Consider the following 25,404-nt stretch of genomic DNA (forward strand, 5'->3'; position numbering starts at 1 on the left):
CAAGCTTGAGCTTGGAAACCTGCTCGTCTAACCAATGAAAGTTAATCGGGATTAGCCATTTACCAAAAGAAGAAAGTCGTGTATGCTTGTCCATGGTTGATCCTTTGCTTTGGATTTGGACAGGTGACCACCTCTCCCTCCATTGTAAAGGGTTTTTTCATTGTATAACGACTTGTTTATTGAACATTCTTTGTATTTTTAATGATCAGTACCTTTTAATGCAACGCTAGTGTTGCTATGTATATCTATTTAATCGGATGTATCTAGTAAAGGCTCTGAACCTTATTTATTTCTATTGTGATAAAGAATACACTAAAAAGTCAAATGGCAGCATGAAGTTACTGGCCACACTCCACAACAACACCGTCTCATATGCCCTTCACGTTTGGAAACTTCTGTTGACAATTTCATCGCTATGTATTATTTTGAGAATGAACAGTTCATTCTTAATGTGTCTTCTTAAATAATTTGGAAAGGAGAAAATCAACTATGCCTTCCTTTTCGCAGTCCTCAACGATAAATGTTGCCATTAAACGATCTACCGATGAAGTTTATGAGTACGCCTTTGACTTAGATAATTTTCCGGAATGGGTGAGCTTTTGTACGTCCATTCGCAAGGAGAACGAGACCTGGGTAATGGAAACTACTTACGGATCCATGAAGATAAAGATTACTGAACGAAATGGCTTTGGTGTGATCGATCATTACGTATCCCCTGCTCCTGATATGGTCATGTATGATGCCATGCGCATCTTGCCAAACGGGATTCACAGCGAGGTCTTTATGACGGTGTTTCAAGGTGACTGGATGTCAGATGAAGATTATCAACAGGCTATTGAGATGTCTAAAGAAGATCTGCACAACCTTAAAAGCATAATGGAAGGATCATTTTAATTGTATAACTGGAGGGAATTCATATGACAAATGCTAACTTCACGGCATCAACAGGTAAAACAGATCGTGCCATTGTTATTGGAGGAGGAATTGCCGGGTTATTGGCAGCCAAAGTGCTGTCCGAGTATTATAATGAAGTGTTGATCGTAGACAGAGATGCTTTTCCTGATAAGCCAGAAAACCGCCCCGGCACTCCTCAAGCTTATCATAACCACCGATTGAGCCCGCGCGGCAGTCTGATTTTTAGCCGATACTTTCCTGGCTTTATTGATGATTTGCTGACGAATGGTGCCCCTTCCGCTCAGGGTGAATCAAACTTGATGATCCATCAAGATGGGAGCAAGGTTTTAGTCGGTCAAGGGAAAGAAGCGAAATTTAGCAGGGCGCTGCTTGAATGGGTTATTCGCAAACAAGTTCAAGTCATTCCCCATATCCAGTTTCTTGAAAAGAAAGATGTACTCAGTCTACAGACGTCACCGGATCGGACTGCGGTTACCGGTGTTCTAATTCAAGAACGCGGTGCAACCGACCGGCTGAAACACACACTAACAGCAGACCTGGTCGTTGATACGAGCGGGCGTTTCTCCAAGACCGTCCGATGGCTTACGGAAGTTGGTTATGATGTACCTAAGCCAGAATTATTGAAAGTAGCTCTTGGTTACAGTACTCGCCAATACAAGGTCCCTTCCGGCCAAAAGCTCCCATGGGATGTCATCCGTTTGGAAGGCGTTCCCTCCACAGGAGCTTATTCAGGAGTATTTTCTACTATTGAAAACAACATAGCAGAAATGCTACTCTGGAATGTAGGAGGTCGTTACCCTTCGACCGATATCGATCAGTTTGAACGAGAGATTGCCCACTTGGACAACCCGGTGTTTGTGGAGACGCTGAAAGAACTTGAACCGATTTCCACTCCACGAGGTTACCGTATGCCCGAATTGGTTCGTCAGCACTTTGACAAGATGGAACGCTGGCCATCCGGCTTTCTGGTGATGGGAGATGCTTTCTGTTATTTTGATCCAATCTATGGCCAAGGAATGACAGTTGCAGCTATAGAGGCTGAAGTTCTAGACGCATGCCTTAGAGATCAGGTCGAGCGCCCCAAGTCCGGTTTCGAGCTTTCCGTGCTCAAGAAAATGCAGAATGCGATTGAACCTGCTTGGTGGTTGAATTGTGTGGCTGATTTGCGCTGTCCAGGAGTAGAACATGCCGGCTCTGTGCCTCTTAAAGGAGTGGAGTTTGCACAGCGTTGCTTGGGCTTCATCCTTAAACAGGCTATGGCACAACCCAATGACGATTTATATGGTTTATATTGGCTTGTAAATTCTGTATTTGTGCACCCGCGTGAGCTATTCAATCCGCAAATGCTAACTGCCCTTGCAAACAGTTCACCCGAGGGACAGCAACTAGTGGTTGAACTCACTAAAGGGTTCAACGTGTCTCTTGAAGAACGGTTTGCACAAGAAATTCCTTCTTTTGAAAATGCGTCCTTTGCTTCAATAGACCAGCTCATGATGCCGCAGGAATAAACAAATCTTGTAGGCATCATGGTCATCAGCTTTTAAAGAAATATCACTGATTAAGGAGGGAAAAATGGACCAATGGCACCATTATCCGAAGAACAACTGATCCAAAAACGAGAGATTCGCAGAGAACAAATTATTGAAGCCGCCTTTAAAGTGTTTGCACACCGAGGATTGAACCGTGCGAAAATGACCATGATTGCGGAAGAAGCCGGTCTCAGTGCTGGTCAACTATATCGTTTTTTCGAATCCAAAGAAGAGCTATTTAGTACGCTTATCCATCGGGCCATGAAAGAATCTATCAATGGCATTGAATCGATTTATGAGCTTCCAGGCACACCGTACGAAAAGTTGAAAATGTTTACACAAAGTGTGTTCGAGGATGAAAGTTCCCGATACCCCTTTATGCTTATTCAGCAGGCTCATACAGCTGATGAGATGCCACACGAGGTCAAGCAAATCATAAAACAGTTCTCGATGAAAAATTACTTTGAGATTTTATTGCCTTTGTTCAAAGAAGGTCAGAAGATGAAAGAATTTGTGGAAGGTGATCTTGAGGAACTGATTTCCTCTTACCTGATCATGTTTTCCGCACTGGCTACGTTCAACATGCCTGTCGATGAGCACTTCGAATTACCTAAGGCAGAAATATTCTTACGGGTTATAACCGGTCCAAAAGCGTAACCCGGATCAAACAAAAAATGTACCAGGGGGAACCGAACAGGTTGCCCCTCTGCTATTCTCGTCTACTCCTTAAAAGTTCTCCGCAAATTAATGCTGATGCGGAACCAGTTGCCTACAATACTGCCCTAGTCTAATTGCTTTCACAATAATCATAATAGGCATATGTATTTTCTAACAACAATTCTATGTCCTCATGACTTAGGTCAAAGGTGCTCGCATTCAAACTATTACCGCTCTGCGCAGTAATAGTGATCAGAAACTTATTGTTGAGCGTCGGTTCAACTCTTACCTTACTATGATCAACATCATTTTCACGAGGTAACTCATAAAATAAACGCGAACGATGTGTCTCACTACGATTTACATCACGGAGTAAATCGACTAAGAGACATAGTTCAGTATTATTAAATCTCGCAACAAGTAAAGACCCTAGAGATTTGACCTGCAAATCCACCTGATAATAACCGTCAGAAAAATAGGTTAAATCAACAAATTCAAGCGTAGGCTTTTCCTCCACTTTAAAAATAATACTATTGGTTGTTTCACTGTTACTCATCAGTTTCCTCCTTATTGGTTTACAATTTATCGCCTTATCCGCCATTAAAGCGAACCGTCTAGGCAATCACACAATGTTATGTCCAGTATGCTTGCCATCAAAGACTGCTGCTGTTTATCCTCACACGCAGTATGTGCTCCAGAATTAAGAAATATAAATGGTTCATCAATGATTGGTCGCGTCTGCGGAAAAACCAATCTTCTTCAAAGTCTCAATTAACGTTTCTTGTTCTTCCTCATTAAGCACATTGAAAAGCTTTTCAACCTCCACTGCATGCTGAGGAAAAAGTTCCTCCATAAACACTTTGCCTCGTCCAGAGATGTCAGCAAAAAAAATACGTTTATCTTCCGGGTTTTGCCTGCGATTTACAAAACCTTTTTTCGCCAGTTGATTCACGATATAAGTGGTGCTCCCTACTGGTACGAGAATTTTTTCTCCAATGGAATGAATCGTTTGAGTGCCTCGATGATACAACAGTTCAAGGACAGCAAATTCACTTAGATTAAGTCCATGAATCGAGATATTGTCCTGTAATGTGTCGTGGACCGATCGATTGGCCCTCGACAGTACAATTAATAGCTTTAAAGCACGTTCTTTACTATCCAAATTCCTCACCTTTCCATTTCTATTCCGTGTATTTCTATTGGCTCCGTCCTTGTTTACAATATTTATGGTATCATATGAACTTCAACTTTCAAACCAATAAGCATAAAAAAGCCTGCTAATTCAACGTTTTAGCAGGCAGAATTAATACTATTTAATGTCTTTACACTACTCATAAAGGACCAACTAGTCAAATCCTAAAATTGTTTTTGTCGATAGATCTTTCCTGAAATGAACACAGATACGAGCAAAACGACAATTGTGATTCCCAGAAGAGTGAAGGATAATTGCTCCGCTGAGAAATTTCGAATTAATTCTAAAGGATCCAATACACTATTTTCTAAATTGAGGGTGTCAGCATTTTGGATAATATAACTGCTGATGAATACAATGACCAGGTTGACATACATGGCAACTCTAGCACCTACTAGGTAAAAAAATGGATAGTAGATTGCAGCGGAAAACCCCATGACCGATATGCTAAGGGGCAAAATAAACAACAAGCTTACCTCAAAGGATGGAAGCAGTAAATTGAGGACAATCATAGTGAGAACTAATCCTAATCCAAACAATAGTGCAAAGACGTACTTAGATGCGACAATGTCTCGTCGTTTTACAGGCAAACTATTCATAAGGGTGTCAACCTTATTGTTATTTCTATACTCGGTCATGCCACTCATAAAAGGATAGAAACTACCTAACAGCATAGCTATATAAATAGGCATCTGGACCTCAAAAAGAAAGAAGCTTACGAGGGCCAAACTAAAGAGCAGTAGAATCGTTGACCGATTGACCATCCATTCTTTTAACAACAAATTAGCCACGTTTCTCTCTCCTTCCCATATAAACCATGATGTCTTCCAACGAAGCGGATTCTGAAACGATGTGGTCTCCCATGAGTTTTTTTACTTTTTCAGGCTCATTTGTCAAGCCTTCAAACCCCACAGGTGTTTCAATCACATCAATGAACAGGCTGCGGATGTCTTCATCTAACAATTCTTTTGCACCTTTTACGAGGAGGTATTGATCTCTGATTGAATCTTTGTCGTCATGAAAGACTATGTTGCCGTTATGAATAAAAGTGATGTAATCAGCGATGCGTTCCAAGTCCGTTGTAATGTGAGAAGAAAAGAAAATCGTTTTATTCTCGTCCTGGATCACTTCGGATAGGATATCAAGAACCTCTCTTCGAACAACAGGATCTAATCCGGATGTCGGCTCATCCATAAGAATGAAATCTGCATGATGAGATAAAGCAATGGCTAAAGACAACTTCATTTTCATACCTGTGGACAGATGCTTAATTTTCTTCTTCCACGGAAGGTCAAAATCAGCCATATATTTCTTAAACAGTGTATCATCCCATTTTTTATAAAATGGAGCAATGACCTTCTTCATTTGTTCAGAGGTCATGTGATCATAAAACGGATTTTCAGCGTACACAAAACCAATTCGTTGCTTGATTTCCTTTGCGTGTTTTTTGTGTTCTTGGCCAAATAACTCGATTGTTCCCGAGTCTTCGTGAATCAGATTCATTATCAATTTTATGGTAGTGGTTTTACCGGAGCCGTTTGGTCCAATAAACCCTGTTATGAACCCCTTCTTGACTGGGAAAGAAACATTATTCAATGCAAATCCATCATAGGATTTATTCACATTGTGTAAGACGACAGCATTTTCCATTATTATTCATCCTCCTCATACAGCATTTCTAGCATTTCTTTCAGTTGTTCAAGACTGATGCCTAAGCTTTTGCTTTCTGTAATGAGTTCCAAGAGCCTTTCTTCAACCACTCTTAATCGCTTTTCTTGGATGAGATCATTGTTTTGCCCAGCAACAAATGAGCCTCTTCCTACAAAGGATGTGATAAATCCCTCTTTCTCTAGTTCTTCATAGGCTCTTTTCGTTGTAATTACACTGATCCGCAAATCTTGGGCAAGTCGTCGCATCGAAGGAAGTGGTTCACCTTCTTTGATCTCATCCCTTAAAATCGATTGCTTAATTTGGTTTTTAACTTGCTCATAAATGGGTTCTTTGGAATGGTTCGAAATAATAATATTCATGAAATTCCTCTTCACTGTGTTTGGTGAACTCATTGTTATGATTGTACATACACACTATATACAATTAAAAAAAGAAAGTCAACTCTGGTGGATATTTTCTAGAATCTGTTGATCATAAAGTGTCTTCCTTTTAGCATTGAAAAACATCAAAAATAACCACCGAATTCGCTATCCATTCGATGGTTATCGATCTTGCATTATTTTACAGCAGCTGTTAAAAAAACCGGTAATGTTTTTCATTGAGTCATTCAAAAACACCTCCACGATTTACGTGAAGGTGTTTGTTTATGTTACACAAGTCGAGAGGATTTGAATTCAATAGACACGTTAATGACTTCGCCAACTTTGGCGGAATCAAGGACAAAGGTGCCGTTATTGTAACGATCCTTTGGCTTTAACTCAGCGATATCAACAAGTTGAGTCGTAGACGGTGTGGTCACGGCGACAGTATTTTCTACCGTGACAAGAAGCGCTCCAGCTAATCGGTGCGGCGATTGCTTCAGCTCTCGCAGCATGACGGCACCGCGCTTGGCACGAGATGTGATGTCAAATTCATTAATGCCCATTATCTTGACTGAACCACGTTTTGTGGCAACGAATAGTATGTGTGGGTCCGTATGTTCAGGGATACATATGCCTGCTACAACAACATCGTCGTCCTTCAAATTAATGGCCTTTACCCCTGCAGCACGTAAGCCTACGGTAGACACTTCATCTTCTGCAAACCGTAAACCATAGCCACCCTCTGTCGCTATAAATACAGAGGCTTGTCCATTCGTCTTCGCGACCGACACAACCTCATCATTGCCCTTCACCTGAATGGCAACAAGCGGTTTCGAGTACCTTGTTGCCTGGTAGAGCTGGACGGCTGTTCGTTTTACCATACCTTGCTTCGTAACAAACGTAAAGAAGCTGTTGCTTTCCTCATCAAATGAGCGAATGTATACAGCGCCGATTACCCGATCTTCCTTGTTAACTGACATGAGGTTGGCAATGTGTTGGCCAGGGTCCTTCCAGCGGATGTCAGGTAATTCGTGCACCGGAAAATAGAGAAATTGTCCACGGTTTGTAAACACAAGCAAGGTGTCTGTTGTTTTAATTTCTTTTTGGTACAACAGCACATCCCCATCCTTCATGCCAAACCCATCTCCATTTGAGGCGTTAAAGGAACGAACACTCGTACGTTTAATGTACCCTTCTTTCGTCACTGTGACCATGACATCTTCCTGCGGTACCATCACCTCAAGCTTTATTTCAAGCTCTTCAATGTCATTCTCAATCACAGTTTTACGGTCATCGCTATACCGTTTCTTCATGTCTTTTAACTCTTTTTTCATGACGGAAAAAAGAACGGACTCTTTAGAAAGGACACCTTCGAGCTCAGCAATTTTGCCTGCAAGCTCCTTTGCTTCTTGTTCGAGTGAGGTCACATCCGTATTGGTCAAACGATACAGCTGCAAAGAAACGATCGCTTCTGCTTGCTCTTCTGTAAAGGCAAAGCGTTCAATCAAATTGTCCTTCGCATTTCGTTTGTCAAGTGATGCGCGGATAGTTTCAATGACTTCATCAAGGATGGATAGCGCCTTGATCAAGCCTTCCACCACATGCTCACGCTCTTGCGCTTTCTTGAGCTGATATTCCGTTCTCTTTGTAATTACATCGCGGCGATGCCCGATGTAGGCATCAAGGACGTTAGGCAGGCTCATTAGCTTTGGTGTACGATTGTTGATGGCCACCATATTATAGCTATAGGACACTTGAAGGTCGGTGTTTTTATAAAGGTAATTTAATATGCCCTTCTCATCGGCATCCTTTTTCAGATCAATCACAATGCGGAGACCGTTGCGATCCGACTCATCTCGAACCTCGCTGATCCCCTCAACTTTACGGTCTAATCGAAGCTCATCAATTTTACGAACGAGGGTTGCCTTGTTTACTTCATAAGGAATTTCTGAAATCGCAATTTGGCGCTTGCCTCCCCGCAGCTCTTCAATCTCCGACGAACTACGAATGACAAAGCGTCCCCGTCCAGTCTCAAATGCTTTTTTGATTCCGTCTCTACCCTGGATGGTACCACCCGTTGGAAAATCCGGTCCTTTCATAACGGTCATTAAGTCATCGACTGTGCACTGATCTTTGTCTATACGCATAATCACCGCATCAATGACTTCACCGAGATGGTGAGGCGGAATATCGGTCGCATACCCAGCTGAGATCCCAGTTGATCCGTTGACGAGCAAATTGGGGAACATCGCCGGAAACACGACAGGCTCTTCAATCGTGTCATCAAAATTTGGTACAAATTCCACTGTGTGCTGATCAATATCCTTAACGAGCTCGGATGCAATTTTCGAAAGTCTTGCCTCGGTATATCTCATCGCTGCTGGTGGGTCTCCGTCAACACTTCCGTTGTTTCCGTGCATTTCTACCAATGGAAAGCGCAGCTTCCAATCCTGACTCATTCGAACCATTGCCTCATACACAGAGGAATCACCATGTGGATGGTAGTTACCAATGACCGTTCCGACTGTTTTTGCGGCTTTTCGAAACGGTTTGTCAGCCACATTTCCTTCATGATGCATCGCATAAAGGATTCGGCGCTGAACGGGCTTTAAGCCATCTCTCGCGTCAGGCAATGCACGTTCCTGGATAATGTATTTACTGTAGCGCCCGAAGCGATCACCAAGCACATCTTCGAGCGGCATTTCTCTAAAAATTTCTGATTCTGGCACGACTGACGCCCCCTTTTACATCAAACTTCATTTCCTTCTATAACAGCTGTTCATTGTCTAGGATGCTGCCTTCCTCTTCTAGTCCAAAATCGACGTGGGATTCGATCCACTTTCTGCGGGGCTCTACTTTGTCTCCCATCAGCGTTGTTACCCGACGCTCCACCTTTGCGAGGTCCTCAATCTGGACACGTATCAATGTTCTCGTTTCAGGATCCATTGTCGTTTCCCAAAGCTGATCAGCGTTCATCTCACCTAACCCTTTATACCGCTGTAAGATGTAGCCTTTGCCAACTTGCTTGATGGCATCTTTGAGTTCTTCATCTGCCCATGCGTAGACGACTTTTTCTTTCTTGCCTGAGCCTTTGCTGACCTTGTAGAGCGGAGGCAAAGCAATATAGACTTTTCCTTGCTCAACAAGTGCCCGCATATAGCGGTAAAAAAAGGTTAATAGCAACACTTGAATGTGCGCGCCATCGGTATCCGCATCGGTCATAATTATAATTTTGTCGTACAGCACATCATTTACATCAAAGTCCGATCCAACACCCGCCCCAATTGTATGGATGATGGTGCTGATTTCCTCGTTTTTCATGATGTCCTGAAGCTTCGCTTTTTCCGTATTGATGACCTTTCCTCGAAGCGGAAGAATCGCTTGGAATTTTCGATCTCGTCCTTGCTTTGCAGAACCTCCAGCAGAATCACCCTCGACAAGGTAAAGCTCATTGCGTGCCGGATTTCGTGACTGCGCAGGTGTGAGCTTGCCGCTCAACAATGAATCTTTTTTCCGTTTCTTCTTGCCGTTCCTTGCTTCTTCTCTTGCCTTACGAGCAGCTTCTCTCGCCTGCTGCGCACGAACCGACTTTTGAACGAGTGAAGTTGCGATATCTGGGTTTTCGCGAAGGTAATATGTGAGCTTCTCAGACACGACAGCATCGACAGCTGCCCGTGCCTCACTTGTGCCAAGCTTGCCCTTTGTTTGGCCTTCAAACTGAAGCTTTTCTTCAGGCACACGCACAGAAATAACAGCCGTAAGACCTTCACGAATATCTGAACCGTCCAGGTTTTTGTCCTTTTCCTTTAACAAACCTGCCGTTCGTGCATAATCGTTAAACACTCTCGTCATCGCTGTTTTTGCGCCCGCTTCGTGCGTTCCGCCATCCTTCGTCCGAACATTGTTAACGAAAGACAATGTGTTCTCTGAAAAGCCATCGTGAAATTGAAACGAATATTCTATTTCAATCCCGGCGCTTTCCCCTTCGACAAATGCCACAGGGTGGAGTTCGTCCTTGTCTTCGTTTAAGTAGGCGACAAACGCTTGGATGCCTGCTTCGTAGAGGTAGTCTTCCTGAACACCATGCCGGTCATCGATGAGCGATATTTTCAACCCTTTTAGGAGGAACGCAGACTCCCGTAGGCGTTCAGACAACGTTTCGAATTGAAAGTTTGTTGTGCTAAACATGATTGGATCAGGCTTAAAATGGATCGACGTGCCGTTTTTCTTTGTTGCCCCTTTTTCTTCTAGAGCAGTGACAGGCTTGCCGCCGTTCTCAAATCGCTGTGAATAGGTCTGACCACTGCGATGAATGGTGACTTCAAGAAATTCGCTGAGGGCATTCACTACGGATGCGCCTACACCATGCAAGCCACCACTCGTTTTGTAGCCACCTTGGCCAAACTTACCGCCTGCGTGCAGCACAGTAAATATGACTTCAGTTGTTGGTTTTCCTGTTCGGTGCATCCCGGTTGGCATGCCTCGGCCATTGTCCGTCACAGTAATGGACTGATCCTTATGTATACGCACCACGATTTGCGTGCAGTAGCCTCCTAATGCTTCGTCCACTGCATTATCCACAATTTCATAAACGAGATGATGCAGCCCTTTGGAATCCGTGCTGCCAATATACATTCCAGGACGTTTCCGAACGGCATCTAACCCTTCAAGAACCTGAATGGCATCATCATTGTACTCAAAAGAACTCACGTATCGCTGCTCCCTTCTCCTTCATGCTCTCTCTTCATCCTATCATAACAAGAACACACGTTCCATACTACAACGCTTCTTAGTTTATTGTAGCCGTAAGTTCATAAAAAAAACAACTGCTTCTGTAGGAAAGCGTTGCATAAAACCTCTCATTTCACGCAAACTACACGTAAATTTCCAAGGAGGCTGTCTCATGAAAATCGCGATATGGCGTCATGTATTGCTCGTCTCTACATTGTTAAGTGTCGGCTTATTTACGGTTTTGTTTACTGGTGGAGAACATCATGCACGTGCAAAACAAGATAAAATCGTTTTTACAAATGTTGTTGGCACATGTGAACATTGCGAGGTTACACCAGATAAGGTGATGAAAAAACTGCTCGGTGTGCAAAATACGTATATGACGACAGAAGGCCATTTAATCGTTTGGTATGACGACGAAGCCACGCGTCCAGAATGGCTGGCACAATCACTAAAATCGTCTGGGTATAAGCCAAAAGGCGTTCTTAAGTAAACCTATAAAATATGAATTGACCTTACTCTCATCATGACATTCGTAATGGCTGCAACGATTATGATCACAATCATTGAATACAAAAATGATCCACCACCAAGAACGAAGCCACCAAACACAATAATCATTGCATCAATTCCAAAAATAAATGAGCTGACATGAATGGGTGTCACGCTAGACAGGCACTGGGCAAGTAGATCAATCGCCCCAGTGCCTGTGTGCTGACGAAGCATCAATCCTACCCCAACCCCAATAAAAAGACCACCCCACACAGCACTCATATACACCGGCCAGTGCCACCAGCTATGCATTGGCGATAATAAATCGATAAACAACGTCGAGGCAATTAAGCCTTGCACTGCATTGATAAAATACATTCTAAAATAGAACCATGCGAATAAATAGATTGGAAAGCTAATACATAAGATCATAAGACCCACATTCGTTCCAAACATATATTTCATAAGCAGGCTGAGGCCAACAACCCCACCATCAAGCAAATGGTGAGGGATGACAAAGCCATTAATGCCAATGCTAAATAAAAAGCTGCCCAAGAAAATCGCCAAGTATTTTTTCATTTGTGTCCTCCTGTAGCTGACTCTGTGTGAGACAGTATATGTTAGACACACGTTGGCTAGTCCAATGCCTTAGTAGGCATTAGTCTGAAATGCACCAGTTGATTGGTGTTAAACCGAATTGCTCAAGCGCTGCATTGCTCTTTGAAAAGGGCTTGCTGCCAAAAAATCCACGATGAGCGGAAAGAGGACTGGGGTGTGGGGCTTCAAACACTTGATGTTTCGTTAGATCAAGCAGCTTGCGCTTTTCACGCGCGTGGCTGCCCCAAAGCAAAAAAATGACAGGCGTATCTCGTTCATTTAACACGTTTATAATGGCGTCGGTAAAAAACTCCCAGCCTTGCCCTCGATGGGAAGCTGCTTGACCCTGTCGTACAGTTAAGGAGGTGTTCAACAAAAGGACACCTTCCTTGGCCCATTGCACAAGTGACCCATGTGTGGGAATTGGACAACCTAAATCATCGTTCAGTTCTTTGTACATATTTCGAAGACTGGGAGGCACATCGACCCCTTTTTGCACAGAAAAGCTAAGCCCATGTGCTTGCTGAGGCCCGTGGTAAGGATCTTGGCCGAGGATCACGACTTTGGTGTTTTGATAAGAGGTATAATGCAAGGCGTTAAAAATATCATTCATATGCGGATAAATCGTTGTCCTCGTGTACTCATTTTTAAGAAATGATCGGAGCTTTACATAATACGGTTTTTCAAACTCCTCACCAATAATGTCGTTCCAATCATTTTTTAGAATGTCTTTTGGCATATTAATTCCTCATTTTATCGGTTGTATAGTCGTATGTAACTGCTGAAAACTATCCTTTTTCAAAGAGTAAGGAGCGTTGTGCTGTGTCATCTCTTCTCTTGTGACAAAGCAGTATGGAATTGAGACCTCTTGTGGTGTAGTGAAAGGAAAAGGGTGCATGATGACTGTCTCCGTACGAGGCCACCACCCGACCACTGGATGGTTTCGGAGCGCAGGGGAACGGTATGGGAATCCTTGTTTGTACCACGGCCACTCCTCTTCTTTTTTTCTTCCAGGATGATTCAAACACAAATAAAGTGATAGGTGATCACAAAACTGAAGCAACTCAAACGCATGTTGAAGGTCTTTTTCCGGAAGATTCACGTTTCCTTTCAGCCTCTTTTGGCGTGCTGCTTCCGCTCTAACAAACGCTACTTCTTCGTCAGCTAATGGACGGTCATGTTCAAAAAAAGACGTCATATGTAAACTGCATAGCAAACCAGCTACTGCATCCTGCTCTTCTACTCCGTTAATGCCTTCTGTGTATGCCTGGACTTTTGGAGCTGGTGGGTAATCTTCGAACGAATACGGAGCATTTGTATGTTCATTCCAAAGGAGTGTTCGATCCAACGATCTCCAGCCAATATCATGCGACGTTACGGCGAAGAGCCACTCGTCTTCAGAGATATTCGTAAAAGAACGCATTTGTGGCAGCAAACCGTAAGCTAATTCGCCTGACAACAGTCCGTGGTCATGCTGGCGAATGCAAATAAAGCCATCTTGATGCTGTTTTATGATCATGGGTTACACCTTCTTTTCGTCAGTGTATCATTGATTAGGGCAGGAAAAAAGACCGTTTTAAACGGTCTCAGGCTTTTGACAAGCGCTCGCTTTCTTCGTTGCTTCGCCGTGAGCGGTGCTCATTGCCCGAAAAGGCAACTCCGCTCCTCTCAAGGCTTTGCGCCTCGAAAGACAAGCGCTTTCAATGCGCCTGAACATTGATGGCTTTTGACAAGTGCTCGCTTTCTTCGTTGCTTTGCCGTAAATGGTGCTCATTGCCCGAAAAGGCAACATGCGCTCCTCTCAAGGCTTTGCGCCTCGAAAGACAAGCGCTTTCAATGCGCCTGAACATTGATGGCTTTTGACAAGTGCTCGCTTTCTTCGTTGCTTTGCCGTAAATGGTGCTCATTGCCCGAAAAGGCAACATGCGCTCCTCTCAAGGCTTTGCGCCTCGGTAGACAAGCGCTTTCAATGCGCCTGAACATTGATGGCTTTTGACAAGCGCTCGCTTTCTTCGTTGCTTCGCCGTAAATGGTGCTCATTGCCCGAAAAGGCAACATGCGCTCCTCTCAAGGCTTTGCGCCTCGGAAGACAAGCGCTTTCAATGCCTGAACATTGATGGCTTTTGATAAGCGCTTGCTTTCTTCGTTGCTTTGCATTGAGCGGTGCGCTTTTCCCGAGAAGGCAACCGTGCTTCCCCTCAAGAATAAGCGCCTCAAAAGATAAGCGCTTTCAATACGCCTTGAACGATGATGGTCTGGAACCTCATCCTAGGCTTTTGATAAGCGCTTGGTTTATTTGCTTCGTTATAGGGTGCTCTTGATTCTCGAAATGCCTATGACTTTATGCTGCACCAACAGGATCTTGCTGATGGTTGTTATCTGTCTCGCGTAAACGTTTTGTCAGCAGCATGAACGTCTCACGATCTTTTTCCATTAATGCGATGTCAACCATATTCAACAGCTGTCCTCTTTCCATTAAATCAAATACAGGCAGCCTTTTTACGAGATTTTGAAAGGTCACGATTTTTTTATGAACAAGGGAAGAATGATCACATTCTGTAACAGTCACTTTCACTGATCCATTCACTTCTTCGTAAGATTCTACATATCCAATAAACATTTCATCATTTACTGTTCTACCGCTTACCCAGTCTCCAACTCGTAGCCAATTATTTTGATCGTGTGCCATGCTGCTCACCTTCCCTTCACTTTTTTATGCAGGCACTTAATATAAGCTATTACGTTACAATCTATATACCCGATTGTTCGTGAGGCTAAACGCGATGGGCGTCTAGTTTGCGATGGCCTGTTCAAGACGTGATTTGTTTGTCTTCTGAATAAAAAGAGATGGTGTCTCCAAATCTTCCTCCACCAAGCGCTTTTCGATAATAGCAATTCGCTTATGAATGGCGCCATCAAAGTTCTTCACTCGTGCATACAAATCATCTAAAAACAAATCCCTCGGACGACCAAAACGATGCGCCTCTTCTATAATCTCGCCAATTAAATCATCATCGAGCATTATCTCATTAAAGTATTCGTCAAATGTATTGATACGCTGACGCTCCAGCAACGCGTCTTCAAAGTCTTCAAACAACGCATTGAAATCTTTGGAAATTTCAAAGATAAATTGTTCGTAAATCATGGTTTTCTCCTTTCTACTACAGTTCGCTTTGCGAAGATAAAGCCTATTCAATCTTTTGCTTCTGAACTATATTACTATGCAGTAATGTGCTTTTAATCGTGTGTAAACGCCTCAGGCTTTTAAGAAACGAGCGCTTTCAATGCGCCTGTTTTTTGAGACTTTGCAAATCGCATCTTATCAATTACATCTTTTTAGTGCTTTTTCAACCAATTTTGTTGGTTAACGGTTGAAAATGAAGCTACATGATCTTTCTCATTTTATACATCCTTTACGATGACCCAAAAACGGCTATTAGTGAGACTCCTGTGGGAAAGCGAGCCAAGCGAGACCCCACAGAGCGTGAACACGCTCGAGGAGGCGCAGCAGAAGCCCGGCGGCAAAGAAAACACGACGAGGTCTTTTCGAGTCGATGTTGCACTTGTACCCTTTAGGGTGAAAGCGAACGTATAGCCGGTTGCCTATAGAGATGTTTTCTAGCTATACTTTGTGCGAAAACAAGCACCAAAATCCATTCTGAATTAAAATAAGATCTAAATTACCGGAAAGAGCATTAGTTTCTGCATTAAAACGCAGCTAGAGAATAGCGATCATTATTCGACCGACCTCTTGCTTTTCTCAGGAGGGCGTTTGGAATGGTGTGAGTTGATGCAAGTGTTGGATGGACTTTTCATTGATAGACATGACGGGTCGAGGGCATTGTTCTATAAGCCTGTTGTGGTATGTCGTCCTTCGAAGTGGCCATAACCTAGGTGACCTTTTCATTTTTCGAAGGACAATTAAGTCGATGTGTTCGGCAATTGCAAAATCAGAAATTGAAATCACTGGATCGCCACCTACCACTTTGAATTCGGCATGCAAGCCGTTTTTCCAAAGTATTCTTCGAGCTGGGCGAAACATTTCTTCTGCTGCCATTTTCCATCGCTTTTGTTTTAGTCGGAAAGGAGTTTCTTCTGAAGGTGAGGTGCTAGTGGACGTGGCAATAAGGTACGAAACGCCTTGAATGGCTGCTGGCTTCGCTCCCTCCCTCTCACTAATCACGGCAAGGAGAATGAGTTGACTGCCTGACGCTTCTAGTAATGGGGCAACTACATCAATGGCATCTAAACATTTTAAAGATCCATCCAATACAACGGCTACCTTCTTCAACCCCACTCGTAAAGCACCTCCTGAAATAGTAGTTTTTAGAATTTTCCCCCATATAATCGATTTTAAACACAGAAGCTCAATGAACTTCTTGCTCTTCTAATAAAACATCATTGCGGCGCATGACAATGTTTGTTATAGTGGATGCAACGATAGAATTCATTCTATCAATTCAATTAAATAATTAAATTGGGTAGAGGTGCGGTAACCATTAGTAAACTGTTGGAGGCAATGAGGCCAATGAAGCAGTTGAAAGGGGGAATCGCCGAAGCAGGAAGATGACTCAAACGTCTGTCTGCTGGTTTTGTATTGAATAAATGCAGAACTGTCATATAGTGAATAACTATGTGGAGGGCTATCTCTTGCAATAGAGGCACATGACGTGATGTTTCTAGCAGCAACGAGACGCTTATTTTCTCGGATGCTGCTTTTTTTCGCATCATGGATTAACTTAGCCATACCCTCTCGTCTCTGACGACTGCTACACAAAATTAAGACACTTTTTTGGAGGGTTTTTTATGTATTTTGGACGAATTATGACAGCGATGGCGACGCCATTTGATCACCAACAGCGAGTTGATGTGGAAGGCATCCATACACTCGTCAATCATTTAATATCAACGGGCACAGACGCGATCATCGCGTGTGGGACGACTGGAGAAAGCCCAGTGCTTAGTGATGAAGAAAGAGCACTCGTTATCTCTGAAACGGTGAAAGCCGCTAAAAAACGTGTGCCTGTCATTGCGGGAACCGGCTCAAATAACACAGCCCAATCGATTGCAGTAACGAAATCAGCTGAGGTTCTTGGGGCAGATGGGATCATGCTCGTTACCCCCTATTACAATCGCCCAAGCCAAGAAGGTTTGTTTCAACATTTCAGTGCTATTGTGAAGGAAACGAAATTGCCCGTCATGCTTTACAATGTACCTGGTCGCACAGCGGTGAATTTGCTAGCAGACACAGTCATTCGTTTATCTGCTTTAGACAATGTGGTTGCCTTGAAAGAAGCCACAGATGATTTTACGAAAATCTCGGCTATTATCGAAGGAACGCCAAACGATTTTCATGTATATACAGGCGAGGACCATTTAACCTTACCTGCAGTTGCCGTAGGTTGCTCTGGTGTCGTCTCAGTGGCAAGCCATCTTTTTGGCGCAGAAATGAACAAAATGCTTGATGCGTATTTCAACGGGTCACCTGCTTTAGCCGCTCAAATTCATCGAGATCTAACACCTCGGATGAAGGCATTGTTCATGGCTCCGAGCCCTTCTCCACTAAAAGCAGCTTTAACGTATACAGGACTTCCGGCTGGTTCTGTTCGACTGCCGTTACTGCCTTTGGATGAAGCGGAAACTGAACAATTGACAAGCACTTTATTTGGTCCGCGTATTGTTTCACAGCAACAAAAAAACATCCCTTGAATTGGGATGTAACGACATATGTTGCCCCCTTCATCCTTTCTATGGATGAAGGGGTTTTTCATATTCAAAGCTTCTTTAATGAGGTTCAAGCTGTTTGATTTTTCGCTAAGTCTGCGAACAGCGCTTTCACATTGTTTAAAGACAATTCGGCAGCCCAGAGACATTCTTCTGGTCCTTCGAATTCAACAGACACGTAACCATCATAAGAAGCTGCTACACGTCGCGCGATTGCTGAAAGATCAACGCCACCGTCCCCAATAACGGTCCCCCTTAGATAAGAGCCATAGGGCGTTTGAATCCAATGCCCACCAGGAGTTCGTTCACCTCTGCGAATGAGGAAATCCTTAAAATGAACCATCGATGCAAGCTCAAGCGTCTTCATCACCGAAGCTTCAGGCTCCTCGTCAACACATAAATAGTTACCGACATCTAACGTTAAAGCAAAGTTAGTTTCATTTACTGCCGCAATAAGTCGGGATACACGCTCTGCGCCTTGTACATAAAAGCCATGATTTTCAACACTCGTCGTAATCTCTGCCCCTTTTGCGTATTGTGCCACTTCACGACAAGCGTCAGCGAGCGCTGATAAATCACGGTCGAAATGGTTGATCGTGAGACGATCATCACGATGGCTCGCAACGTCATGGCGCATGCGCTTTACACCAAGCGCTTCAGCAATATCGACTTCACGTTTCAAGCGCTCAACCTCAGCAGTGGACACTTGCCCGTCATCGGTGAGCACTTGACCGCCAATTGCATAATTTGAAATTTCGAGACCAATGTCCTGGCCTTTTTTACGAATATCTCTAGCCACTTGCACGTTCACATCAAAGCCGATTGGGACAATCTCTATATGCTCTGCCCCTTTTTCCTTTATCCATTCCATCGCACCAAAAATGTCAAAATGGCCAGAAGAAATCGCACGAGAAACACTGTATGAACTGACACCAAATTTCATGACCGCACACCCTTTCACTTTCGTATTTTAGTCTATGAAAATTCCATCATTTCAGCTTTTCCTAGAGGATTTCAAAAAAAACCTCTAGAAGAAACCCCGTTGAAATGTATTCATCGTCTCACACATTCGATAACTTTCGACATAATCCTTCTCTATTGACCAAAAAAATAAAATAAACCTCCAAAAAGAGGAGGTTTAAAGGTGTAAAAAATTCAATTCATAGGCAGCTCAAAAAAACAGGCGCACCATTTATATCGCTTCTTCTTGCTCACGGGGGCTTTTGTAGCGGTTTCTGCCGTGAGACCGACATTCATCTGAGCATGACCGTCTGTACGATTCTTCACACTCATCACAACACACATGAAGTCGATTGCATTCCGGATTTGCGCAATTAACATAACGGTCCTCAGGCTTCCCACAATAATAACATTTGCCAACCACTTTATCGCTTTTTTGATTCACAGGAACAGCCATTCGTTCGTCGAAAACAAAGCATTTGCCTTCATACAATTCACCTTGCACTTCTTCATCCTTCCCATAGGTCACAATGCCGCCATGCAATTGATTGACATCTGAGAAGCCTTCATCGAGAAGATACCCTGAGAATTTCTCACAACGAATACCTCCTGTGCAATAGGTAAGAACTTTTTTATCCTTTTGATCAGCGAGGTTCGTCCGAATCCATTCTGGGAGCTCACGAAAGGTTTTTATATCAGGACGGATGGCATTTTTGAAATGACCGATATCAAATTCGTAGTCATTCCGCGCATCAATAATGAGAACGTCCTCATCTTCCATCGCTTTTTTGAAATCCTTTGGTTCAAGATAGGTCCCTGTTTTCTTAATGGGATCAATCGTCTCATCCAATTGCGAATTCACAAGTTCTGGGCGAGATCGTACATGCATTTTTTTGAATGCATGTCCCTCTGCTTCATCAATTTTAAACACAATATCGCTAAACCGCGAATCGGAACGGAGCATATCCATATATTGGTCAGTTTGCTCGACAGTTCCTGACACTGTTCCGTTAATGCCCTCATGAGCAACTAAAATCCTTCCTAGCAAGCCAATTTCTTTGCACATGGCTAAATGGATATCAGCAAAGCTCTCTGGGTCATCAATTGGAACATATTTGTAATATAACAGAACACGATAAGCGCTTCTTGTCATCTTCTTCACCTTCCTATTTACCGTTCATACAACAGTGAATCATACCAAAAAACAACCAAAAAGAAAAGGGGTTAGGATGGATTCATTTGCCTTACAGCAAATTCGATGCCCTGATAGCTGAAAGCACAGCTTGTTCCACGACATAAACACTTAACACAGATAATTGATGGAAGGACGAATGGTTTATGTCCCCAGTGGCCATCGTAAACATAGTGTCTCCATCAAGCATCGTATGGACGGGTCGAATCGTTCTCGCAAGTCCATTGTGGGCAATATCAGCTACCGTTTTGCATTCGTCCTTTGTTAATGGAGCATTTGTCAGAACTGTCCCGATGGTCGTGTTCATCCGTTCCTTCCCCTCCGCCGTATTTCCATGAAGCAGGAGCTCTTCGGTGGACAGTTCATGTCTTACACCAGCTACCTTTTGTCCAGTTGCTGGGTCGTACACATCACCAAAACAGTTGACGGCTACTACAGCGCCCACCTTTAATGGACCAATCTGCAACGCATACTGACCGATCCCACCAAGCATTTGACGATCACGTCCAAGAATCTTTCCAATCGTGGCTCCCGTACCAGCGCCTCTTCGTCCTTCTTCAAATATGGACGTGATATTTTCACATGCCTGTTTTCCCATCGCCGCATCTGGTCGAGACGTGGAACTGCCTTCAGAGAGGTCATACAACACAGCACCGCTTACAATTGGCACGTTTGCGACGCCCGTGTCGAATCCTGCGCCACGTTCTTCAAGGTACTGCATCATGCCATCCGCCACTGCAAGCCCGAAGGCAGAGCCACCCGTAAGGAATAGTCCATGCACGTGGGAAACCAGTCTTCCGGGTTGTAGCGCATCAGTTTCTCTAGTGCCTGGCGCACCACCTCTGACAGAAACGCCGCCCGTGGCGCCTTTTTCGCATAAAAATACGGTAACGCCTGTCTTATTTGCCGCATCTGTGACCTGACCAATGTCAATTCCGTCTATTGCTGAAATTGGGATCTTCTCCATGACCATCCCCCTTTGCTTTTATGAAGGGCAATTTTTTGTCCTCTTAATAACGTAACAAAAGCGATGTAGAATCACATCGCTTCGACGTTTAGATAAAACCAAATCAAGGACTGAATTTCACGATACCAAACTGAATGAAAACGTTTGTTTTACGAGGCGCAAAGGCTTGGGAGGCGCGGAGTTGCCATCAGGGCAATGAGCACCGGACAAGGCACAGCAACGACGAAAGCGAGCGTTTCTCATCAAAACACGATTAGGCTGTATGAAAACGCTTGTCTTTCGAGGCGCAACGTCTTGGGAGGCGCGGAGTTGCCACAAGGGCAATGAGCACCGGACAAGGCACAGCAACGATGAAAGCGAGCGTTTGTCATCAGCCTAATAGAGCTTCCCGTGACGATAGAGCAGACTAACAAGCCGTTTCAACGCAAGAGAAAAACAAACCGCGCGCATCGTATCTGAATCACCTAAGAAAAATGCATCATACACCTTTTGAAAGGTTTTGATCATTTGCTTTGCCATCTCATCATACACTTCTTTTTCCGTATAAATCCGTGTGATTTTTGCCTGCTTCCATTCTAAGTAAGAAACAGTAACCCCACCAGCGTTTACGAGAATATCTGGAATGACGACAGAGCCACGTTTCTGTAAATAGTGGTCTGCCTGTGCGTTCACAGGTGCATTGGCGCCTTCAACAACCACAGTTGCTTTGATGTCCTCCATATTATGCTCTGTGATCTGGTTTTCGATGGCGGCCAGAACAAGGACATCGGTATTGATAGTCAGCACACGCTCTGGAGGGTAAACCTCTGCATCAATACCAGCTTCCTGAAGGGCAGCTTCGTGCTTAGGCAAGTCTCGATGCATCTCCGTATAAGCGATTAATTTCGGAATGTTTAAGCCCTGCTCATTGTAGAGCGTTGTATATCGATCTGATACCGCGACAACTCGGTGTGGAATGTCAGTGCAATGAAAGGCTTCTTTCGCAGCAACACTGCCCACATTACCAAAGCCTTGAATGGCAATATCAATTGGATCAGACGCCTCCGTTTTATTATTCAGAGCTTCAAGGGCTTGCCATTGCGGTTTCTGAACTGCTCGTTTTTGTTCATCAGGACGTTCTTTTTTTTGTTTAAACCAATCATTCAGCAGCCAGAAATAGCTTAAAAATGTGCCTTGCCCAGTTGCCTCACGTCTCCCCAGGGCTCCGCCGTTTTCAACACTTTTCCCGGTAAACGCATTCAAATATTGGTCCCCTGGATTGATGGCCTTGTATTCCCCTACCATCCAATCCATCACACGCTCATCCGTTCCCACATCTGGCGCTGGAATGTCATGTGTCGGTCCTAAATCAGGCGCAAAACGCTGGACATACTTTTTACTAATCGAGTATAACTCACGGTCAGTGAAGTCACGTGGCTGAATGCTGACGCCACCTTTTGCACCACCAAAAGGAAGCTCATGAAGCGCATTTTTCAGCGTCATGAGAAAGGCCAGATTTTCAACCTCTTCTTCATTCACATGCTCGCTAAACCGTATGCCCCCTTTATAAAATCCGCTTACATTGTTGTGTTGCACACGATAAGCGGGAATTCGCACGACATTCCCGGTTGCGCGAGTGACGCGTATGTAACTTTTAATAACTTTGTCAGTCGTTGTAAGAATTTCTTCTGCGGAGGCCAGGTATTTCTTTCGTTCCTCCTCAGAGCAATTCCCCAATAAACTTTGATCTTCTGCAAGATGTACTAATGTTTGTTCGATTAAATGCTTCGTATCATTCGTTGTCAAGATAGATCGTCTCCTTTCAAAGCTATATCTATTTTTACACGTAATGGGAACATATTAAACCACTTTATTCCAATGGATTGATGCTAGACTTCCTCCTGTTCGTACCGAGACCAAAGTTCGTCAAACAAACGAACGGAATCAAGGGATGGCGCGTAATGTTCGAGATAGTGACTGATCTCTTCATACTCAACGGATTGCCTTGGGAAAAGCTGGTCTTGATACAGCTCCTCTGCAAACCGCGCATACGCATCTCTCCCTTTATGTTGTCTATATTTCATCGCGTAATGATAAAAGCTTTTTTTCATCTACTCTCTCTCCTTTTGGGACACCTTTCCTGTGTTTACGGAGTTCCCCTCTATGGCCATCAGACTCCTATGGTTATTCAGTCTTACATTCTATAGCATTATAGTGTGGCATTAAGAGAAACGAAAGGTGGGGTTTTTTGAAAGCCAAAATGCTCTTATTTACTATTTTTTGTAGTGTATTTCTACTTTTACTCTCTCCATTTCAGGAGAATATGTATACATTTGCGATGTCTTCAGCAAAAGAGGATATTGCTGATTTGCAAGATCGGTTGTCATCGCTTGGCTTTTCTCCAGGGAATCAAACAGGTGTTCTTACCGAGGAAACAAAGCAAGCCATTGTGCAGTTCCAAAAATCAAATGAGCTTCCTTCAAGCGGATCAGTTAGTGAGCAGACAAAACGTGAGCTGCACATGGCGACATTAACAAAAGAAGATGTTCAAATGATGGCGAAAATTGTGTACGGCGAAGCACGTGGCGAGTCACTTAAGGGACAAGTGGCTGTTGCAGCAGTGATTATAAACCGACTTCAAGCAGACGGGTTTCCGAATACAATTGAAGACATCATTTTTCAAAAAAATGCGTTTACAGCTATATCTGATGGGCAATATCAGCTAACACCTGATGAAGAAGCTTATGAAGCAGTTTATTATGCCATCAGAGGCTGGGATCCAACGGGCCGTGCATTGTATTATTACAATCCAGATATCGCTACATCTCAGTGGATTTTTACACGGAACACAATAACGAGAATTGGGCAGCATGTTTTTGCCCAATAAGCATACCATTCATCTGCATTGTGCACACTAATGAAAAATCGTTAGGAAGTGGTCTTGCATGCAATATGCCTCCTATGCATGCTCCATCATCGGAACAATTTGCCTAGGGCTTGTGTATGTAAAAATGTTTCGCAAACGATAACTCAGTGCAAAAAACCAGCATCTCCGACTAAAGAGGTGCTGGTTTTTCTATACCTTAAATCAAAAGATTAAAGAGGTCAGGGTCTTTGTTTATGTCGGTATAATGATAACCGGAGTTTTCCATACGTTGAATCAATGGCCAATAATCTTCTCGATGCTTTAGCTCGATTCCAACAAGCGCAGGACCTTGATCTTTATTGTTCTTTTTCGTGTATTCGAATCGCGTAATGTCATCCTCCGGTCCTAACACTTCATGAAGGAATTCGCGTAATGCGCCTGCACGCTGAGGAAAATTCACAATAAAGTAATGCTGGAGTCCTTGATAAATCATGGAGCGGTCCTTGATTTCCTGCATACGGCCGATATCGTTGTTTCCTCCGCTAATAATGCATACGACATTTTTTCCTTTTATTTCATCTCGGTGGAAGTCTAAGGCAGCGACAGGCATTGCACCTGCAGGCTCTGCGACGATGGCATTTTCGTTGTACAGCTCCAACAGTGTTGTACATACCTTGCCTTCTGGCACAACAGTGACACCTTCTAAAATACTCTGGCAAATCTCAAACGTCAGGTCGCCAACACGTTTTACAGCTGCTCCGTCAACAAATTTTTCAATTGTATCGAGCGCAACGACTTCGCCTTTTTCCAGCGAAAGTTTCATCGATGGCGCTCCTTCTGGTTCGACACCATACAACTTCGTATCAGGACTCAAGCTTTTAATATAGGATCCCATCCCTGAGATCATACCGCCACCGCCGATACTAGCAAACACAAAATCCATCGGATCTTCCATTTGGTTCATCATTTCTATTCCAATCGTGCCTTGTCCGGCAATGGTACGCATGTCATCAAATGGATGAATAAAAGTCATGCCATCTTCTTCTTTGCACTTCATGGCTTCTTTATAAGAGTCGTCAAACGTATCACCAGTTAAGATGACCTCGACAAACTCGCCTCCGAATCGCTTCACCTGATTGATTTTTTGTCTAGGTGTTGGCGCAGGCATGAAGATCTTCCCACGAATCTTTAACGCACTACAGGAGTATGCGACACCTTGGGCATGGTTGCCTGCAGAAGCACAAACCACTCCATTCGCTCGTTCCTCTTCACTTAAGCTAACAATCGCATTGTATGCACCGCGAATTTTAAATGATCGAACAATTTGCATGTCCTCTCGCTTTAAGTATACATTGCACTGATAACGCTCTGAAAGCACGGCATTGCGTTGCAGTGGCGTCTGAACTACGACGTCTTTTAAAGTATGATTTGCCACTATGATTTCTTCCATATGCGTTAGTTTTGTTTTCGTCATCGCAGGATGTTCCTTTCATGGCAAGGTGCAATTCCACCTGTCGAGTTTTATCCTTTTATTTAACCATACCCAGTGCACCTTCGTCAAAGCCACTTA

25 protein-coding genes and 1 riboswitch are annotated in these 25,404 nt (G+C 43.6%); of the genes, 6 read left to right on the top strand and 19 right to left on the bottom strand.

The annotated features are described in order from the left end of the window. Positions 1 to 489: 489 nt before the first annotated feature. The 3 genes from EV213_RS04455 to EV213_RS04465 all read left to right on the top strand — a co-directional run bounded on the left by EV213_RS04455 (position 490) and on the right by EV213_RS04465 (position 3,101). A complete protein-coding gene (locus tag EV213_RS04455) occupies positions 490 to 894 on the top strand; it encodes an SRPBCC family protein (RefSeq protein ID WP_133579306.1) in 405 nt (134 codons plus the stop codon). A 23-nt stretch (positions 895 to 917) separates the two neighbouring features. Further along, the gene (locus EV213_RS04460) at positions 918 to 2,423 is read left to right on the top strand and encodes an NAD(P)/FAD-dependent oxidoreductase (protein ID WP_133579307.1); all 1,506 of its coding nucleotides are present in this window, start codon (positions 918 to 920) and stop codon (positions 2,421 to 2,423) included. Between the two features lie 72 nt (positions 2,424 to 2,495). Beyond that, entirely contained in the window at positions 2,496 to 3,101 is a 606-nt protein-coding gene (locus EV213_RS04465; RefSeq protein ID WP_243739991.1) for a TetR/AcrR family transcriptional regulator, read from the top strand. Positions 3,102 to 3,231: 130 nt separating this feature from the next. On the opposite strand, the gene EV213_RS04470 is transcribed toward EV213_RS04465, so the two are convergent. The 7 genes from EV213_RS04470 to parE form a co-directional block, all read right to left on the bottom strand. Beyond that, positions 3,232 to 3,657, bottom strand: coding sequence for a hypothetical protein (locus tag EV213_RS04470; RefSeq protein ID WP_133579308.1), 426 nt, complete (start codon positions 3,655 to 3,657; stop codon positions 3,232 to 3,234). 165 nt (positions 3,658 to 3,822) lie between these two features. Then, entirely contained in the window at positions 3,823 to 4,263 is a 441-nt protein-coding gene (locus EV213_RS04475) for a MarR family winged helix-turn-helix transcriptional regulator (RefSeq protein WP_243739992.1), read from the bottom strand. Positions 4,264 to 4,457: 194 nt separating this feature from the next. Continuing rightward, positions 4,458 to 5,084 carry an ABC-2 transporter permease gene (locus EV213_RS04480; protein ID WP_133579310.1) on the bottom strand — a complete coding sequence of 209 codons (627 nt, stop codon included), beginning with the start codon at positions 5,082 to 5,084 and terminating at the stop codon, positions 4,458 to 4,460. Then, the gene (gene pmtA / locus EV213_RS04485; protein ID WP_133579311.1) at positions 5,077 to 5,943 is read right to left on the bottom strand and encodes a phenol-soluble modulin export ABC transporter ATP-binding protein PmtA; all 867 of its coding nucleotides are present in this window, start codon (positions 5,941 to 5,943) and stop codon (positions 5,077 to 5,079) included. The genes EV213_RS04480 and pmtA overlap by 8 nt, the downstream gene beginning before the upstream one ends. 2 nt (positions 5,944 to 5,945) lie before the next feature. Then, positions 5,946 to 6,323, bottom strand: a complete 378-nt coding sequence (locus EV213_RS04490; RefSeq protein WP_133579312.1) for a GntR family transcriptional regulator — start codon at positions 6,321 to 6,323, stop codon at positions 5,946 to 5,948. A gap of 290 nt (positions 6,324 to 6,613) precedes the next feature. Beyond that, positions 6,614 to 9,028 (bottom strand): DNA topoisomerase IV subunit A, encoded by a 2,415-nt coding sequence (parC, locus tag EV213_RS04495; protein WP_424923025.1) that lies wholly within the window; start codon positions 9,026 to 9,028, stop codon positions 6,614 to 6,616. Positions 9,029 to 9,092: 64 nt separating this feature from the next. Beyond that, positions 9,093 to 11,036 carry a DNA topoisomerase IV subunit B gene (gene parE / locus EV213_RS04500; protein WP_133579314.1) on the bottom strand — a complete coding sequence of 648 codons (1,944 nt, stop codon included), beginning with the start codon at positions 11,034 to 11,036 and terminating at the stop codon, positions 9,093 to 9,095. 193 nt (positions 11,037 to 11,229) lie between these two features. On the opposite strand from parE, the gene EV213_RS04505 reads away from it, so the two are divergent. Next, positions 11,230 to 11,550, top strand: coding sequence for a heavy-metal-associated domain-containing protein (locus EV213_RS04505; protein ID WP_133579315.1), 321 nt, complete (start codon positions 11,230 to 11,232; stop codon positions 11,548 to 11,550). Positions 11,551 to 11,552: 2 nt separating this feature from the next. Here EV213_RS04505 and EV213_RS04510 read toward each other — a convergent pair whose 3' ends face one another. From EV213_RS04510 to EV213_RS04535, 6 genes are all read right to left on the bottom strand, one after another. Beyond that, entirely contained in the window at positions 11,553 to 12,128 is a 576-nt protein-coding gene (locus EV213_RS04510) for a YitT family protein (protein ID WP_133579316.1), read from the bottom strand. 79 nt (positions 12,129 to 12,207) lie between these two features. Then, entirely contained in the window at positions 12,208 to 12,885 is a 678-nt protein-coding gene (locus EV213_RS04515) for a uracil-DNA glycosylase (RefSeq protein WP_133579317.1), read from the bottom strand. Between the two features lie 9 nt (positions 12,886 to 12,894). Beyond that, entirely contained in the window at positions 12,895 to 13,665 is a 771-nt protein-coding gene (locus tag EV213_RS04520) for a DUF3891 family protein (protein ID WP_133579318.1), read from the bottom strand. 822 nt (positions 13,666 to 14,487) lie between these two features. Continuing rightward, positions 14,488 to 14,835 carry a hypothetical protein gene (locus EV213_RS04525; RefSeq protein WP_133579319.1) on the bottom strand — a complete coding sequence of 116 codons (348 nt, stop codon included), beginning with the start codon at positions 14,833 to 14,835 and terminating at the stop codon, positions 14,488 to 14,490. Positions 14,836 to 14,937: 102 nt separating this feature from the next. After that, on the bottom strand, positions 14,938 to 15,291 hold the full coding sequence (locus EV213_RS04530; protein WP_133579320.1) for a heme oxygenase-like domain-containing protein: 354 nt from the start codon (positions 15,289 to 15,291) through the stop codon (positions 14,938 to 14,940). 615 nt (positions 15,292 to 15,906) lie between these two features. Beyond that, positions 15,907 to 16,443, bottom strand: a complete 537-nt coding sequence (locus EV213_RS04535) for a universal stress protein (RefSeq protein ID WP_166639153.1) — start codon at positions 16,441 to 16,443, stop codon at positions 15,907 to 15,909. Between the two features lie 177 nt (positions 16,444 to 16,620). Beyond that, positions 16,621 to 16,800, top strand: a riboswitch (Lysine riboswitch). A gap of 152 nt (positions 16,801 to 16,952) precedes the next feature. Between EV213_RS04535 and dapA the strand changes: the two genes are divergently transcribed. Beyond that, the gene (gene dapA / locus EV213_RS04540) at positions 16,953 to 17,855 is read left to right on the top strand and encodes a 4-hydroxy-tetrahydrodipicolinate synthase (protein WP_133579322.1); all 903 of its coding nucleotides are present in this window, start codon (positions 16,953 to 16,955) and stop codon (positions 17,853 to 17,855) included. 85 nt (positions 17,856 to 17,940) lie between these two features. Here the strand turns inward: dapA and EV213_RS04545 are convergent, their stop codons facing one another. The 5 genes from EV213_RS04545 to EV213_RS04565 all read right to left on the bottom strand — a co-directional run bounded on the left by EV213_RS04545 (position 17,941) and on the right by EV213_RS04565 (position 23,079). Beyond that, positions 17,941 to 18,813, bottom strand: coding sequence for a sugar phosphate isomerase/epimerase family protein (locus EV213_RS04545; RefSeq protein ID WP_133579323.1), 873 nt, complete (start codon positions 18,811 to 18,813; stop codon positions 17,941 to 17,943). A gap of 249 nt (positions 18,814 to 19,062) precedes the next feature. Continuing rightward, positions 19,063 to 19,983 carry an oxygen-dependent tRNA uridine(34) hydroxylase TrhO gene (gene trhO, locus EV213_RS04550; RefSeq protein WP_133579324.1) on the bottom strand — a complete coding sequence of 307 codons (921 nt, stop codon included), beginning with the start codon at positions 19,981 to 19,983 and terminating at the stop codon, positions 19,063 to 19,065. Between the two features lie 91 nt (positions 19,984 to 20,074). Further along, positions 20,075 to 20,989 carry a P1 family peptidase gene (locus EV213_RS04555; protein ID WP_133579325.1) on the bottom strand — a complete coding sequence of 305 codons (915 nt, stop codon included), beginning with the start codon at positions 20,987 to 20,989 and terminating at the stop codon, positions 20,075 to 20,077. A 375-nt stretch (positions 20,990 to 21,364) separates the two neighbouring features. Further along, on the bottom strand, positions 21,365 to 22,774 hold the full coding sequence (locus EV213_RS04560) for a Glu/Leu/Phe/Val family dehydrogenase (protein ID WP_133579326.1): 1,410 nt from the start codon (positions 22,772 to 22,774) through the stop codon (positions 21,365 to 21,367). 83 nt (positions 22,775 to 22,857) lie between these two features. After that, the gene (locus EV213_RS04565) at positions 22,858 to 23,079 is read right to left on the bottom strand and encodes a YozE family protein (RefSeq protein ID WP_133579327.1); all 222 of its coding nucleotides are present in this window, start codon (positions 23,077 to 23,079) and stop codon (positions 22,858 to 22,860) included. Between the two features lie 137 nt (positions 23,080 to 23,216). Between EV213_RS04565 and EV213_RS04570 the strand changes: the two genes are divergently transcribed. Further along, positions 23,217 to 23,855 (top strand): cell wall hydrolase, encoded by a 639-nt coding sequence (locus EV213_RS04570; RefSeq protein ID WP_133579328.1) that lies wholly within the window; start codon positions 23,217 to 23,219, stop codon positions 23,853 to 23,855. Positions 23,856 to 24,051: 196 nt separating this feature from the next. On the opposite strand, the gene ilvA is transcribed toward EV213_RS04570, so the two are convergent. Then, the gene (gene ilvA / locus EV213_RS04575) at positions 24,052 to 25,308 is read right to left on the bottom strand and encodes a threonine ammonia-lyase IlvA (protein WP_133579329.1); all 1,257 of its coding nucleotides are present in this window, start codon (positions 25,306 to 25,308) and stop codon (positions 24,052 to 24,054) included. Between the last annotated feature and the right edge of the window lie 96 nt (positions 25,309 to 25,404).

It is taken from the genome of Aureibacillus halotolerans, assembly GCF_004363045.1.
GTDB lineage: Bacteria > Bacillota > Bacilli > Bacillales > DSM-28697 > Aureibacillus > Aureibacillus halotolerans.